Raw genomic sequence first — 14,807 nt, forward strand, 5'->3', positions numbered from 1 at the left:
ACCAAGATGTGCTCGATGACCGGCGCTGGGCGAATCAGGATCTTTCTGGTGGACGACCATGAGGTGGTTCGGCGCGGGTTGATCGACCTGTTCGACGGCACCGGCGATCTCGAGGTGGTCGGTGAGGCGGGCACACTCGCCTCCGCCCTGGCACTCGTGGAGGTGCTCAGCTTTGACGTCGCCGTGTTGGACGTTCGCCTCCCGGACGGCTCGGGCATCGAGTTGTGCCGGGAGATCAGGTCTGGCCGGCCGGCGGTCCGCTGTCTGATGCTGTCGTCATTCGCAGACGACGAGGCGCTGGTGGACGCATCGATGGCCGGCGCCCACGGGTATATCTCGAAGCAGATTCGCGGCGATGAGATCACCCACGCCATCCGCCAGGTGGCCAATGGCAACTCACTGTTGGATCCCGGTGCGGTCCGGCGGGCGCTCGAGCGCGTGCGACGCCAGTCCGGTCGGCAGAACGCAGTCGACCTGCTCAGCCCTCAGGAGCAGCGCATTTTCGAGCTGATCGGCGAGGGCATGTCCAATCGCCAGATCGCCGATGTGATGTACCTGGCAGAGAAAACGGTCAAGAACTACGTCTCCAACGTGCTGATGAAGTTGGGCATGGAACGACGAACCGAGGCGGCCGCACTGGCCGCCCGCCTCGACGAGCGGCAGAAACGAATCTGAACCGTCCCACCGCCCTGGTTCTCGAACGGGGCCTCGCCTACCTTCGTTGTTTTTCAGATGGAACGACGACGACCGGGCACGGTGCCAGATGCGTCACCCGGCGGGCCACCGATCCCAACAACAGTCCGGCAAACCCGCCCAGGCCACGGCTGCCCACCACCACCATGTCTGCGTCCTCGGCCGCCTCCAGCAGAACCTGAGCCGGTGGTCCACGTCGCACCGAACCGGTCACCGAAACTCCATCCGGAACGTCGAGGGCCGACATGAACCTGTCCATGCGCTCCTCTGCGTCGTGTTCCAGCGCGGCCGAAGGTGGCATGGCCATCATCAGATCGCCGCCGACGAGCATCGGCTCCTCCCAGGAGTGCACCACCCGCACCGCAGCGTTGCGCCGCTCGGCCTCGCCGAGCGTCCACCGCAACGCCTCGTTCGCCGAATCCGAAAAGTCCATACCGACGGCCAACGTCACGTCGCCGGAGCGATCCGGGCGCTCCCAGTCCGACGGCACCACCATGACCGGCACGGGCGAGTGGCGCACGCACTGGTCGGCCACCGATCCGAGGACCAGGTGCCGAAGCCGTGACCGGTCGCGCCGTCCCACCACCAGCAGTTCGCACCCGACGGCCAGGTCGATCAGCACCTTGCCTGGCGCTCCCTGCCGCACGTCCACCTTGATGGTCAACTCGGAGTTGTGCCCCTCGTGTCGAAGCCGATCAACCGTCTCCCCCACCCGCTCGATCGTTTCGGCCTCCACGGCCGACGCCGTGGTCAACAGGCGCTCCTCGGCGGACAGCGGCGGATAGGACCAGACCGAGACGACCTTCAACACCGAACCGCGCAGGTGTGCCTCGCTCAGCGCCTCGCGCAGCGCCGCCGTCGGCATCGATGAGGCGTCAACCCCAACAACGACGCGGCTCATGACGACGGCACCACCGTGGTGGGTCCTTCCAGATGGTTCAGAAGATGGGCGGTCACCGAGCCCAGCAGCAGCCCCATGAAGCCACCCCTCCCACGGGCACCCAAAACCAGCATCGAAGCCCCACCGCACGCCTCACGAATCACCGTCGCCGGTGCCCCTTCCCCAAGCACCAGGTCGACCTCAAGGGAATCCGGCAGCCTGGCCTCGTCCACCACCTCGGTCAGCATGTCACGGGCCTGCGCCTTGAAGTCATCGTCGGCGGGCCATTCATCCAGCACGTCCGTGCCTGCCAGCCATCCCGCAACCTCGCCTCGCCATGCCATCACCACCCGAAGCCGCCGCCCCAATCGGACGGCCCGGTCGGCCGCCCAGTGGAGGGCGGCGGTGGCGTTGGACGAACCATCAACCCCCACCACGATGGGGCCGTCGGGATCATGGCTGGACCCGTCGCGTGGCGCAGGCAGCACGGTCAGCGGGCAGTCGGCATGGTTGGCCAGTTGGTTACTGACCGAGCCCAGGATCACTCCGGCCAGCGCGCCGTGGCCACGCGAGCCCACCACCAACAGGTCGGCGTCCTCGGCAACCCGCAACAACGCGGCGCTCGCCGATCCGGTCTCGACCCGCCTGGTTACCTTCTCCCCCGCCTCGCCCAGGGTTGCGTCAACCGCTTTTTCCAACCACGGGTCCATGGCGCCGCTCGCGTCCGCGGCCGACACATAGCCCAGGGCCAACGGCGGCATCTCCCACACCGTGACGGCCGTCAGGTCCGCATCGAGCGTCTCGGCCTCGTCGGCCGCAAATCGCAACGCCTCGATCGACGCGTCCGAACCATCCATTCCAACAACGATCTTCATTCCACTCCTTCGGTCGACTCGACCCACCCAGGGTGGCGCGGGTTCCAACGGCAGGCTAGAGGACAAGGGCCCGACCGAGCCGTGGGCCCGAGACCGATCAGCGCGTCCGAACCAGGCCGTGAACTACCGTCAACGCTTGTTGGAGCACCACCTCCTGTGCCTGCTCGGTATCCAGGCCGGCCGCCGCTTCCCACGGGTCTCTGAGGCCGTTCAGGTAGTCCACGACGTCGGCGGTGGCATCAGAGTTGCTGCCCCCGGCTGCGCGACGCTCGGAAATGCGTTCCTTGGCCACGGCGGGGTCCAGCCGGCACTCGAGCTCAACAAGTTCGGCGTGTGTCTCCTCCGCCAGCCTGCGCACGACCTGCCGATGGTCCTCGCTGGTCCACGAGGCATCCAGCACCACGCTTTCACCCGAGTTCAGCAGCAGCCTCGCCTGGCGAACCAGTTCCTGGTACGCCGCATCCCTGCCCGCAGCGCCGTAGGCCCCCTCGCCCGGCGCCACGGCACCCGGCACCTCACCCTGCGCTGCGACAACCCCGCGACGCACGTCGTCGGTCCGCACCACCGCCCATCCAAGCTGATCGGCCAGTCCGTTGGCCAACACGGTTTTACCGGTGCCGGGCCCACCACCAACCAGCACCAAACGCACCCGTGCGCACTCCAGGTGGTGGAGTGCCAGGTCGTGGTACTCGCGTGCCAGCGAGGCGCTCGCCGCGTCGCCCTGCTGCCAACGCAGACAGGCCACCTTCGCCCGAACATGAGCCCGGTAGGCCACGTAGTGGTGCGCGAGCGATGAGGGGTGTTGTTCCGCGGCGAACTCCTGATACCAGGCGAGCAGGGCCATGGCGTCCGCCCGTCCGGCCACACGGTGCACGTCCATCACGAGGAAGGCGATGTCCAGGAGCACGTCGCCGATGCGCCACTCGTCGTTGAACGCCAGACAGTCAATAATGCGGGGACCATCATCGAGGCAGAAGACGTCATCTGCGATCAGGTCGCCGTGCCCGTCCCGCACGAATCCGTCGGCGGCACGTCGCTGCATCAGCGGACCTCGGCCGGCCAGGTATCGCCGGGCCAACTCCTTGACCCGGTCGATGTCCTCGTTGGGCACTCCGGCTCCGACCAGCGCATCGGTGACAGCAAAGTTGTCGGTCCAGTTGTCGCCCAGCGCGCCGGCCAGCGCCGCCTCGTGGTCAAACACCGGCGCCTGCGCCGCGTGGAACGCTGCCACCGTTCGTGCAACGGAGCGAAGCTGATCCTCGAAGCCCGGGGTACCGGCCAACTGCGACAGCCGACGGTCGGCGGGCAGACGACGCATCACGATCATCCGGTCGGTCAACGCTGCACCCTCCGCTCCGCCCCCCTCGCGGACGTCTGCCAAACCCAGATACACGTCAGGGGCGATGCGGGCATTGAGTTCAAACTCACGCTCGGCGGCGGCGATTCGCACCTCGGTCTCAGATCGGTCGATAAACGGCAGGGTGACCGGCTTGAGCAGCTTGAATGCACGGTCGCCGGCCATGAACACCCACGACATGTGTGTCTCGACGGCCTGGGTGCCACCGGCGGTCTCCGCTCCGCCTGGCGCTCCGCTCCGCTGATCGGTGCCGCTCATCGTGCTCCCTTCTCCGGCCACCGCAACGACGGGAGCCGCACACCCCATGTTGCCCGCTCACGCACCCGTCTGCCTCGTTCAGGAACTCCAGCCCAGTTGGGCCAAGGTGGCCGCGACGCGCTCGTGCACGCCCGGGTGGCAGATCAAGATGTCCGGCAGCCAGGGGTCCGGGCGGTTGTAGCGCAGCGGCGACCCGTTCAGCCGGGAGCACCACAGCCCGGCGGCGCGGGCCACCGCCACCGGTGCGCAACTGTCCCACTCGTATTGCCCTCCGGCATGGGGGTAGCAGTCCACCAGTCCGGTGGCCACCGCCATGGCCTTCGCACCCGCCGACCCCATGGGCACCAGTTCGGCATCCAAGGCTTCGGCCAACGCCATCGCCTCCAACAGTGGGCGGCTGCGTGAGACCGCCAGCCGGGGTGGAGCGTTGGGCGCATCGAGTATCACGGGCGGTTCCGCCGTGGAATACGTGACACCCAATGCCGGGAGCGCGACGGCCCCGGCGGTTGGCTCGCCGTCCTCCACCAGTGCCACGTGCACCGCCCAGTCGCTGCGGGGCACCTGGGAAAACTCCCGGGTTCCGTCGAGCGGGTCGACGATCCACACCCGGTCTGCGCTCAGCCGCCCCAGGTGATCGCGGCCCTCCTCGGACAGCACGGCGTCGTCGGGGCGGGCCTCGGCCAATGCCCTCACGAGCAGCACGTGCGCCGCCCGGTCGCCCTGCGCCTTCAGCACGCTCGGCGGGGCACCCTCGGAAGCGAGTTTCGCCCGAAGTTCCACCAGCATCGAGCCGGCGTCCGTGGCCAGCTGGTGGGCCAGTCGATGGTCATCCAAGTGGGCCATGATCCAGGCACTGTAGAGGCCCGCTCGCCACGGGCCACGCTCTCGGGGGATCATGGACCATGGCTCGCCCCGCCCAACCGCCCGCAGCATCGCCCACCCAACCACCCGCAACCTCGCCGGGTACCGCCCCGGACACCGACCGGTTCGCCTTCACCGACGCCGCCCCATGGGTGGTGGATCGAGACCACTTGGACTGGGACGTCGGGCTCGGGGTCATTCGAGCCGCACTGGCCCGTGAGGTACCGCGGCTGACCGCACCCAAGCGCATCCCGCCGCTTGGCCGCCTGGCCCGGGTATCGGGCCGTCTGGCGTGGGCGGTGGCGCCATGGCTGTTGCGGGAGCGCCGTTTGTCGGACTCAACCCGACGTATCGATGGCCTGTCCCGCCGCCTACGCGAGGCGGCCGAGGACCTGGGACCCACCTACATCAAGCTGGGTCAGATCATCAGCTCGGGTGCCGGCATCTTCCCCGACGAATTGGTGGCGCAGTTCTCCCTGCTCCGGGACAAGGTGCCTGCCGAGAGCTTCGAGGTGGTGCGCGAGGTGGTCGAATCCGACCTGGGCCGACCGCTGGAGGATGTGTTCGCCACGTTCGACCGAAAGCCACTTGCCGCTGCCTCGATCGCCCAGGTGCACGTTGCCACGCTGCACACCGGCGAGGAGGTGGTGGTCAAAGTGCAGCGACCGACCATCCGCACCCAGGTCTATCGAGACCTCGAGGTGATGGCCTGGCTGGCGCCGTTTCTCATCGGTCGCATCCCGGTCTCGGCGTTGGCCAATCCGCCCGCGCTCGTCGAGCTGTTTACCGAAACGATCACCGAGGAGCTCGACTTTCGCCTCGAGGCCGAGAACATGCTGGACGTCGCCGAGGCGTTCGCTCAGCTGGACCAGCGCGGCTTCGTCGTGGCCCGCCCCCACCCCACGCTGGTGACCCGGCGGGTGCTGGTGATGGAACGCCTGTCCGGCTACGGCTGGGAGGACATCGACGGCATGATCGCCGCCGGGATCAGTGGCCACGATGTGGTGCGCACCGGCATGGTCGGCTTCACCGAGGGCGCCATGGTGCAGGGCATCTTCCACGGCGATCTGCATGGCGGCAACCTGTTTGTGCTCGAGGACGGGCGCATCGCATTGTTGGACTTCGGCATCACCGCCCGCATGACCGAGAAGGAGCGCCTGGCGTTCCTTCGCATGATGATCACCGGGGCAACGGGCGACATCAGAGGCCAGTTGGCTGCGTTCCGCGACCTGGGAGCGTTGCCCGACGACGTCGATCTCGACTGGGTGATGTCCGAGCTCCGCCTGGACGGCGATGTGATCGACCCCACTCAGCTCAGCCAGGACGAAATGATGGCCGAGCTGCAGCGGATCACCAAGGCGCTCCTGGGCATGGGCGCCCGGCTACCGAAGATCCTCATGCTCTATGTGAAGAACCTGGTGTTTCTCGACGGTGCCATCGCCACCTTGGCGCCCGATCTGGACATCATGGCCGAGATCATGAACCTGTGGATGTCGATGGCCGGCCGTCACGGCGAAGTATTGGCCGCCCAGTTGGGTATCGCCGCCGACGACATGATCGGGGTGGACGAAACCTCCGTTCGAGCCGCTTTCGGTATCACCGAGCAGGACGCCAGCCCGCTGACCCACGAGGAGTTACGACGCCGCAGGGACCTGATCCGCGCCCGCATGCGCAAGCGGTAGGACGTTCGCCACAACGCCTGGTTTCGGCCGGACGATTGGCACGTCGTCGCCCGATGGTGTCTCAGCCAAGAAGCTGGCCGATGGTGTAGATCACCACACCGGCGAGGGCGCCGACCACGGTGCCGTTGATTCGCACGAACTGAAGGTCGCGTCCCACCTGCAACTCGATGCGCTGGGCGGCTTCGGCGGTGTCCCAACCCTGAACGGTGGTGGCGATGTAGTTGCCGATCTCGTCGCGAGACTGGTCGGCCAGCGACACGGCCGTGGTGGTCAACCAGCCGTTTGCTTTGGCACTCAGCGCCGGGTCGTCCACCAGCCCGCGGCCGAACCCGGCGATGGCCGCGGCGATGCGGGCCAACGTGGCCTCGTCGGGGTCCGCAGCGGTTGCCTTGATTCGTTCCTTGAGGTCGACCCAGATCGAGCCGGTCCATTCGCGCAACTGCGGATGATCCAGCAACTCGTCGCGCAGTTCGTCGGCGCGCCGACCGGTCGCCGGATCGCGAGCAAGATCGATCACCAACTGCTCCATCTGGAGGTCGATCGATTGCCGCAACTGGTGGTCAGGATCGGCCGCCAGGTCGAACAGGTAGCGGGTGGCCACATCGTGAAGCCGGTCGAACACCACGTCGTCGACCGTGTTGGGCACCCACCACGGCGATTCGGTGTACATGCGGGTGCGCAGCGTCTCCCGGTTGACCTCCAGCACCTCACCCAGGCGCTTCAGGATGACCGAGAGCAGCTTCTGATGACGGCCCTCGTCAACAACCAACTCCAGAACCCTGGCTGCGGCGGGCCCGGTTGGGGTGGTGCGCAATCGCCGCACCACCGCATCCTCGATGGCTTCGCGCACTTCGTCCTCGCGCACGGCGTCCAGCATGCTCCCGCCCACCGTCAGCAACTGGCGGGCAAACCTGTCGGCGTTGGCGGGCTCTGCCATCCAGGCACCAAGACGCTCGGCAACGTGAGCCTCACCGAGGCGCTCGGTGATCCCCTCCGGCGTGAGGAAGTAGTCGGAAACAAACGAGCCGAGACCGGAACCGATGTCGTCCTTGCGCTTCTGGATGATGGCGGTGTGTGGGATGGGAATGCCCAGCGGGTGCTTGAACAGCGCGGTGACGGCAAACCAGTCGGCCAAGCCGCCCACCATGCCCGCTTCGGCCGCAGCCCTCACATAGGCCACCCAACCGGGCGCATCCTCACCAGCCAGTGCGCTTGCCACGAACACCGCCGTGGCCACCAGCAGGAGGCCGACGGCGGTCGCCTTCATCCGCCGCAGTTCCGCCCGACGACGGGCCTCGTCTCCTGTAAGCGGCATCGGAACCGCTGGTGGCGACGTCACGGCACGAAACCGTAGCGGCGCCGCGGCGCATCCAAGTCAACGCGTCACCGTCCGCCACCCAATCGGCCACCCAATCGGCCACCAGATCAAACTTGACCGCGCGGTCTAGTCCCAGCCGACGCCCGGCGGTAGCATCAACGTCCATGAGCGACGCCACCACGAGCACCGACAAGCCCAGCGAACCCTCGGATCGCGACAACTCAGAGCTACGCGCCGAGGTGTCGTCGTGGGTGACCGCCAACTGGGACCCGGATCTCACCGTCGGCGAATGGTGGACGATGTTGCGCGACGCCCACTGGTCGGTGCCCGCGTGGCCGTCAGAGTGGTTCGGCCGCGACCTGTCCCGGGGCGAGGCCGTCGTGGTGGCCGAGGAGATCGCCAAGGCCGGCGCCATCGGCCCTCCCGGCGGTCTGGGCCTGCTGCTCGCCGGACCCACGATCATCGCCCAAGGTACCGACGAACAGAAGCAGCGCTACATCCCCTCGATCGTCGACGGCTCCGAGGCGTGGTGCCAGCTGTTCTCCGAGCCCGAGGCCGGTTCCGACCTTGCGTCGATCCGTACCTCGGCGCTCCGAGACGGCGACGAGTGGATCATCAACGGTCAGAAGGTGTGGACCTCGGCCGGGCACATCGCCGACCTGGGCATGTTGATGGCCCGCACCGACCCCACCGTGCCCAAGCACGCCGGCATCAGCTACTTCGCGCTGCCCATGCATCAGGACGGCATCGACATTCGCCCCCTCAAGGAGATGACCGGCCGGGCGCTGTTCAACGAGGTGTTCATTTCGGACGCCCGAGTGGCCCACGATGCGCTGATCGGCGGCGAGGGCAAAGGTTGGGCGGTGGCCAACACCACGCTGATGTTCGAGCGCTCCGGCCTGGGCGCCGGCGGCACGGGCGCCACCAGCTCGGCGGTGCCCGGCACCGTGCACGGCCACCTCGACAAGCGGGTGGGTGACTTCGTCCGTGGCGACACCTCCGGGTCCGGCGCGGCGATGGCCGGAGGGGGCGCCTCCGCCATCCTCAAGCTGGCAACGTCCAGCGGAGCCGCCATGAGTGATCCCGTGCTGCGCGACGACATCATGAAGCTGCACACGCTGGTGGAGCTGGCCAAGATGACCAACAAGCGGGCCAAGGCCGCCAAGGCGATCGGCCTGGAGATCCCCGGCCTGGCCAACCTGTCCAAGTTGATGATGAGCGACATGATGCGGGCCATCGTCGACCTCGGCCCGCGCATCCTGGGTCCCGCCGGTCAGCTCGCCGGGGCGTCGGCCCCTCACGATGGTGCGGTCACCGAGATGGTGCTGTTCGCCCCCGGCCCGTCCATTTACGGCGGCACTGACCAGATCCAACGCAACATCATCGGCGAGCGCGTCCTGGGCCTGCCCTCCGAGCCTCGCAATGACAAGACGCTGCCCTTCAACGAGCTGCGCACCTCCAAGGGCGCCGAGTAGCAATCCGGCTGTCGGTGGCGCCGCGGCGCCTTGTTTGGTCGGCTGAAGGTGGTTGAGCACCGCCAACGAAGCGCGTACGATGGACAGCGCCAACGGCACTAGCCAGCGGAAGTGAACCCGGCCCATCTCCGGACGGTGAGCGGCCGGGTTTTGCGCGTGGGGCGAGCGGGCGCCTCGGCGCCGTTCATCGCGTTCACCGCGTTCATCGCGTTCATCGCGCGCAATCCCGTCACGTCGGGCGTTCCAACGCTCATTGTCACAGCGGTGCGTCATGATGTTCACGAAGCTTCACGACGGCGGGTCGAGTCGCTCCGCCTCGACCGCCGGTCGAGGTTCACCCAGGAGACCAACCCCATGACCTCGCCATCCGCACCACCCCGGCTGAGCCGATCAGTGCCCGCGAAGTTGCTGCCACCTCAGAGCGACCTCTGCCATCCCCCAAACGACCCTCAGCAAGATCAACCCGACGCCTGCGGCCCCGAAGCGAGTGTTTGGCGAGGTTTTTGGAATGAAGGAACACCCCAATGAATGACATCTCGTCCGAGTTCGAGCGCATCACGGGCTTGCCCCCCTACCGATGGCAGCGACGCCTCGTCGAATCTGGGCTGCCCGAGACGCTGGAGATTCCAACGGGATGCGGCAAGACCGAGGCGGTGTTCATGGCCTGGGCTTACCGCCGCCGTCTCCACCCAGATCTCGCCGTGCGAGCTGCCACCCCCCGACGGCTGGTGATCGTCCTCCCCCAACGCTCACTGGTTGAGCAGACCCGGGATCGCCTGACCAATTGGGCAGCCAACGCTGGGTGGGCCGACGCCGACACCCCCGATCACCTGCCGATCCACGTGCTCATGGGCGGCGAGTCGGTTGACCGCTGGCAGCTCGCTCCGCACAAGGACGCCGTGATCGTCGGAACGCTCGACATGGTGTTGTCGCGCAGCCTCAACCGGGGCTATGCCATGAACCGCTATGCCTGGCCCGTGGACTTCGGGCTACTCAACAACGACTGCCACTACGTCCTCGACGAGGTGCAGCTCATGGGCGCCGCCGTGACCACCAGCCGACAGATGGACGCCTTTCGGCACACTCTGGGTACGGCAATCCCCTGCACCACGACGTGGATGTCGGCAACCCTTGATCCTGAGCGCCTCTCAACGGTGGACAACCCCACGGTGGCCAAGGCGTTCGCGCTACTACCGGACGAGATGACGGACCGGCTGGCAGAGCGCCTCGGAGCCAAACGAACGGTTGCGCGCTGGTTCGGCGACGACACGTCGAACGCGCGGCCCGACAAGAAGCAGCTGCCATCGCTGCGGGCGAAGGTCGTCGCCGACCGCCATCGGCCGGGCACGCTCACGCTTGTGGTCGTCAACCAGGTCGACGTGGCCAGGGAGCTCCACAAGCAGCTCAACAAACTCGTCATCGACGGGACGGAATTGGTGTTGCTCCACTCCCGCTACCGGCCTGCAGACCGGGCTGAGCAAATGCGGAAAGTGTTGGCCGTCCCCCCTGCCGAAGGCACGGTAGTGGTTACTACCCAGGTGGTTGAGGCCGGGGTCGACCTGAACGCGACCACGCTGTTCACAGAGTCCGCGCCGTGGTCGTCGATCGTGCAGCGCTCGGGGCGCTGCAATCGCGACGGCAAGGTCATCGATGCTCACATGTTCTGGGATCCGCCCGTTTCTCCTGCGCCGTATGACATCGACGATGCCGCTGCTGCCGAGGCACAGTTGACCCGACTGACCGGTCACGAGGTCACGACGGGTGAACTCGATGCGTTGGAGGTGGCCGAGTCGGGCGGCGAAGAACCGCTCGTGTTGCGGCGCCGTGACCTGTTGGGTCTCTTCGACACCACGCCCGACCTCACCGGCAACGACCTCGACATCGCTCCGTTCCTTCGCAGCGGAGACGATCTCAGCGTCTGGGTGTGCTGGCGTGATCTCGCCGAAGACGGTCAGCGCACTCCCAACCGCGATGAGCTGTGCCAGGTTCCGGTCGGTCAGCTCACCGCCTGGTTGAAGAAGAAGTCCTCCTCGCGCAAGCCAACTGCATTACGTCTGGAGCATGTCGGTCGACGAACCAAAACGTGGGTAAACCTGGGCACCGAACGGGTGCGGCCCGGCATGGTGCTGATGGTGAATGCCGCTCTCGGCGGCTACTCACCCGACACGGGATGGGACCCCGCTGGAACGCAGCCCGTGCCACCGCCCCGCTCCGCCGCTGAAACGCCTCCGGCAGGCAGCGGTGTGCAGCCCGACATGGCACCGCTGGACGAGCGGGAGGGCGACGACCCCGCCACCTACGCAGGTCGGTGGATGACGTTAGAGCAGCATCTTCAAGATGCTGGCAACGATGCTCATGATCTCCTGGCTGCGATGGACACCCCAGGTCTGGATTCTCACCACCGTGCCGCCGCCATCCGTGCGGCACGCCTTCACGACCTTGGCAAGGCCCACCCGGTATTCCAGGCAACGCTGAAGGCAGCCGCTGGGGAGGACCCGATTCCCATCGCGGGGCCTTGGGCCAAGTCGGGATCCTCCAAACGGGCCCATCACAGTCGCCCCTACTTCCGCCACGAGCTCGTCTCGGCCCTAGCGCTCCTAGGGGGCGCCAGTTCGCTCCTGGATGGCTACGAGGAACGCAGCCTGATTTGCTACCTCACGGCCGCGCACCACGGAAAGGTGCGGACCGCTATTCGGTCCATGCCCGAAGAGCGGTTACCCGACGAGTATGAGGGTCCTCCAGGCAGCCGGATCGCCCTGGGGGTCATCGATGGTGACGAGCTTCCCGCAGTGACCGTGGACGGGCAGGTGGTCGGCCCGATGACTCTCGACCTCATGGTCATGGGCGCTGGCGGCACCCCCACTGGGCCTTCATGGACCTCGATGGCCCAAGCCTTGGTCGATCGCACCGATCTGGGGCCATTCAGATTGGGGTTCTTGGAGGCGATCGTTCGAGTGGCCGACTGGCGAGCAAGCGCAATGACGGAGGCCAACCGATGAACCAGCACGATTCCCCAACCAGGATCCATGACCACAACCGGGTCGTGCTCGCCGGCCTGGACGCTGCCGTGCTCGGCGAATACCTGGCGGCCATCGGGCTTCACCGCCTCGTGGCGGGTCAGGCAGATTCCGAGGCAACGCTGAGCTGGCGTGGCTCCACGCCCGTACTTGTCACCGGTCTGTCGTTGGCCCAAGTACGTGAGTTCCTGTTGGATGATGCTCAACCTGCGCCGCTGGTCGCCCCATGGAACGGCAAAGACGTCGGTGGTTTCCACACGACCGAAAATACCCGTGGCACGCGTCTGTGGGAACTCTTCCGCAACTCGACCCAAGACCGCCTGGCTGCGTATCGGGCGACGATCTTGGCTGTCGACCACGCCGTGGGGCGCTACGGGTGGGCCCACAACCTGGCAGGTGACGAAAAGGCCTTCGCCATCAGGGTGCTCCGCAACACGCTGCCCGACGCGGCGCTCGACTTTCTCGATGCGTCTGTGGTGATATCCGACGATTCCGTTCGTTACCCACCGTTGCTGGGAACCGGCGGCAACATCGGTCGCCTCGACCTGGTGCTCAACTATGCCGAGCATCTGGCGTTGTTGCTTGGATTGACCGACCCCCCAAAGCGAGGTGCTCCACCCGACCCTGCGATCTGGTTAGACGAGGTATTCGATCCGGCTCCTCAGCCGCGCGTCAAGGGCACCCCGGGTCAATACGACGGCGCCGGGGTCGGTGGAACCAACCTCGGCAGGCGCAGTGATGGGCGAGCATTGGTGAACCCCTGGGTCTACGTGCTCGGCATGCACGGAACGCTCGCCTTTGCTTCCGCGATGAGTCGCCGGCAGGGTGCTGATAGCGGGATTGCCTCCGCACCCTTCTACGTCATCGGCGTGGCCGCCGACTATGCCTCAGCAGCCGAGTCCGAACCGGGCAAGGGCGAGTTCTGGGCCCCAATCTGGGATCAGGGCCTGACAGCGGCCGAGATCAGCGCTCTGGCGGGCGAAGGCCGCATGGAGTGGCGCGGTCGTCAGGCCCGCACCGGGACCGACGCCGTCCGCTCCCTCAAGGCCTTTGGCGTTGACCGGGGCATTAGTCGCTTCGAGCGTTTCGGGTTCATCGAACGGAACGGGCAGGCGCCGGTTGCAGTGCACGTCGGTAACTACGCCACCTCTGACGAGCCACGAGTTCGCCTCACCGCACACCTCGACCGTTGGGTCGACACCCTCAATCGGGTCGGGGATGACCGAACCCCAGCGGGTGTTCGCACCACACGACGTCGCCTCATCCGAACTCTGTTCGTTGCCGGCGCGCGTCCGTCGCCCGAGACGCTGCGTGGTTTGCTGGTGGCCGCCGCGAGCGCTGAGCGGGCCGCGTCTAGGTCAACCGGGTTCCGTGAGAGCGCATCGCTCAGCCCAATTCAGCCACTCAATAGCCATGAATGGCTTCCAGAGTTGGACGACGGCTCCGTCGAATTCGGTATCGCTGCTGCCCTCATGTTGGGTAGAGACTCCGTGCCACCCGGCGACCGCGCCCACCTCTCAGAAACCATCGAAGGTGCCCCGACCACCCTCCGAGACTGTCTGCGCGCCACCCAACCCACCCTGGAGAAGTACGAGCGGCTCGAATGGGCCCGAAACGGTCCGACGGTTCCGGGATTGGGCGAGCGCCCAATCGGGGATGTTCTCGCTGACGTGATGGTGTTGCGTTCCCACACGCGGCATGACCCAATCGTCCGCCCGGGCGACGATGTCCCACTCCCGTTTCGCGGGATCCGGCCCCAGTTTGGCGGTGTGTGGCATTGGCGGGTACCCGCCTCCCATGCCGAGGAGTTCGCGGCCGGACGTTGCGACCAGTCGTTGCTGTCAGAGTGGCTGGAAGCGCTGCTGCTACTGAGCCCGCTACACCCGTGGGCCACTAAGGATCGTGACGACCAGTCCGAGCCGGACAGACGGACCGCCGCGATGGAACCGGTATCCATTGGCGCCAGCCCACTTTGGCGGATGTTGGCCCCGTGGGCCTCGGGCCTCGTCCTGCGCCCAACCGGAGAATCAAGGGTGGCAACCGTGATGCCCAGCACCTGGCCAACCCGACTCCGAGCCGGATCGGTGGCCGACGTAACCGCAGATGCGATCAATCGCTACGCCATGTCTGGCCACATCGCGATCCTCGGTAGATCCGGGGTTTCGGCACTCGCTACTGCCGCCGACGCCAAGGCGGCACGGCTCACACTCGGGGCGTTGCTCGTTCCCACGCGAGTCGACGACCTGTCCCACATCTTCGGCAGCAACACCATGCCCATGGTCGGCGCCGGTGCTGACCTCACCGCTCGGGACAAGCAAACCCAAGCAGCCGCTGACGAACCCGTCACTCAGTAGCGCAGATATTTGCCATCGATCTCGCCACACAACACCT

10 protein-coding genes are annotated in these 14,807 nt (G+C 66.7%); 5 read left to right on the forward strand and 5 right to left on the reverse strand.

Translation table 11 applies throughout. The features are described 5' to 3' along the window. Positions 1-15: 15 nt before the first annotated feature. Positions 16-675 (forward strand): response regulator transcription factor, encoded by a 660-nt coding sequence (locus MPARV_RS0110385; RefSeq protein ID WP_020378189.1) that lies wholly within the window; start codon positions 16-18, stop codon positions 673-675. Positions 676-712: 37 nt separating this feature from the next. On the opposite strand, the gene MPARV_RS0110390 is transcribed toward MPARV_RS0110385, so the two are convergent. The 4 genes from MPARV_RS0110390 to MPARV_RS0110405 form a co-directional block, all read right to left on the reverse strand. Next, positions 713-1,594, reverse strand: a complete 882-nt coding sequence (locus MPARV_RS0110390) for a universal stress protein (protein ID WP_012223115.1) — start codon at positions 1,592-1,594, stop codon at positions 713-715. Then, on the reverse strand, positions 1,591-2,448 hold the full coding sequence (locus tag MPARV_RS0110395; RefSeq protein ID WP_012223114.1) for a universal stress protein: 858 nt from the start codon (positions 2,446-2,448) through the stop codon (positions 1,591-1,593). Before MPARV_RS0110395 ends, MPARV_RS0110390 begins: the two co-directional genes overlap by 4 nt. 97 nt (positions 2,449-2,545) lie before the next feature. Further along, on the reverse strand, positions 2,546-4,063 hold the full coding sequence (locus MPARV_RS0110400; RefSeq protein WP_020378190.1) for a bifunctional aminoglycoside phosphotransferase/ATP-binding protein: 1,518 nt from the start codon (positions 4,061-4,063) through the stop codon (positions 2,546-2,548). A 78-nt stretch (positions 4,064-4,141) separates the two neighbouring features. Beyond that, positions 4,142-4,906, reverse strand: a complete 765-nt coding sequence (locus tag MPARV_RS0110405; protein ID WP_172636573.1) for a 3'(2'),5'-bisphosphate nucleotidase CysQ — start codon at positions 4,904-4,906, stop codon at positions 4,142-4,144. Positions 4,907-4,965: 59 nt separating this feature from the next. On the opposite strand from MPARV_RS0110405, the gene MPARV_RS22690 reads away from it, so the two are divergent. Next, positions 4,966-6,606, forward strand: coding sequence for an ABC1 kinase family protein (locus MPARV_RS22690; protein ID WP_012223098.1), 1,641 nt, complete (start codon positions 4,966-4,968; stop codon positions 6,604-6,606). Between the two features lie 61 nt (positions 6,607-6,667). Here the strand turns inward: MPARV_RS22690 and MPARV_RS0110415 are convergent, their stop codons facing one another. Continuing rightward, positions 6,668-7,945 carry a DUF445 domain-containing protein gene (locus MPARV_RS0110415; protein WP_012223096.1) on the reverse strand — a complete coding sequence of 426 codons (1,278 nt, stop codon included), beginning with the start codon at positions 7,943-7,945 and terminating at the stop codon, positions 6,668-6,670. Positions 7,946-8,088: 143 nt separating this feature from the next. Here MPARV_RS0110415 and MPARV_RS0110420 point away from each other — a divergent pair, with 143 nt between their 5' ends. The 3 genes from MPARV_RS0110420 to cas8g1 all read left to right on the forward strand — a co-directional run bounded on the left by MPARV_RS0110420 (position 8,089) and on the right by cas8g1 (position 14,770). Further along, on the forward strand, positions 8,089-9,399 hold the full coding sequence (locus MPARV_RS0110420; RefSeq protein ID WP_012223092.1) for an acyl-CoA dehydrogenase family protein: 1,311 nt from the start codon (positions 8,089-8,091) through the stop codon (positions 9,397-9,399). A gap of 524 nt (positions 9,400-9,923) precedes the next feature. Further along, a complete protein-coding gene (gene cas3g / locus MPARV_RS0110430; protein WP_020378193.1) occupies positions 9,924-12,398 on the forward strand; it encodes a type I-G CRISPR-associated helicase/endonuclease Cas3g in 2,475 nt (824 codons plus the stop codon). After that, entirely contained in the window at positions 12,395-14,770 is a 2,376-nt protein-coding gene (cas8g1, locus tag MPARV_RS0110435; protein WP_020378194.1) for a type I-G CRISPR-associated protein Cas8g1/Csx17, read from the forward strand. The genes cas3g and cas8g1 overlap by 4 nt, the downstream gene beginning before the upstream one ends. The last annotated feature ends 37 nt before the right edge of the window (positions 14,771-14,807 follow it).

It is taken from the genome of Candidatus Microthrix parvicella Bio17-1 (assembly GCF_000299415.1).
Classification (GTDB): Bacteria; Actinomycetota; Acidimicrobiia; order Acidimicrobiales; family Microtrichaceae; genus Microthrix; species Microthrix parvicella.

Excerpts from the sequence above, each read along its gene's own strand:
- MPARV_RS0110385 (WP_020378189.1), top strand. The coding sequence starts at position 16 with ATGACCGGCGCTGGGCGAATCAGGATCTTTCTGGTGGACGACCATGAG.
- MPARV_RS0110390 (WP_012223115.1), bottom strand. The coding sequence starts at position 1,594 with ATGAGCCGCGTCGTTGTTGGGGTTGACGCCTCATCGATGCCGACGGCG.
- MPARV_RS0110395 (WP_012223114.1), bottom strand. The coding sequence starts at position 2,448 with ATGAAGATCGTTGTTGGAATGGATGGTTCGGACGCGTCGATCGAGGCG.
- MPARV_RS0110400 (WP_020378190.1), bottom strand. The coding sequence starts at position 4,063 with ATGAGCGGCACCGATCAGCGGAGCGGAGCGCCAGGCGGAGCGGAGACC.
- MPARV_RS0110405 (WP_172636573.1), bottom strand. The coding sequence starts at position 4,906 with ATGGCCCACTTGGATGACCATCGACTGGCCCACCAGCTGGCCACGGAC.
- MPARV_RS22690 (WP_012223098.1), top strand. The coding sequence starts at position 4,966 with ATGGCTCGCCCCGCCCAACCGCCCGCAGCATCGCCCACCCAACCACCC.
- MPARV_RS0110420 (WP_012223092.1), top strand. The coding sequence starts at position 8,089 with ATGAGCGACGCCACCACGAGCACCGACAAGCCCAGCGAACCCTCGGAT.
- cas3g (WP_020378193.1), top strand. The coding sequence starts at position 9,924 with ATGAATGACATCTCGTCCGAGTTCGAGCGCATCACGGGCTTGCCCCCC.
- cas8g1 (WP_020378194.1), top strand. The coding sequence starts at position 12,395 with ATGAACCAGCACGATTCCCCAACCAGGATCCATGACCACAACCGGGTC.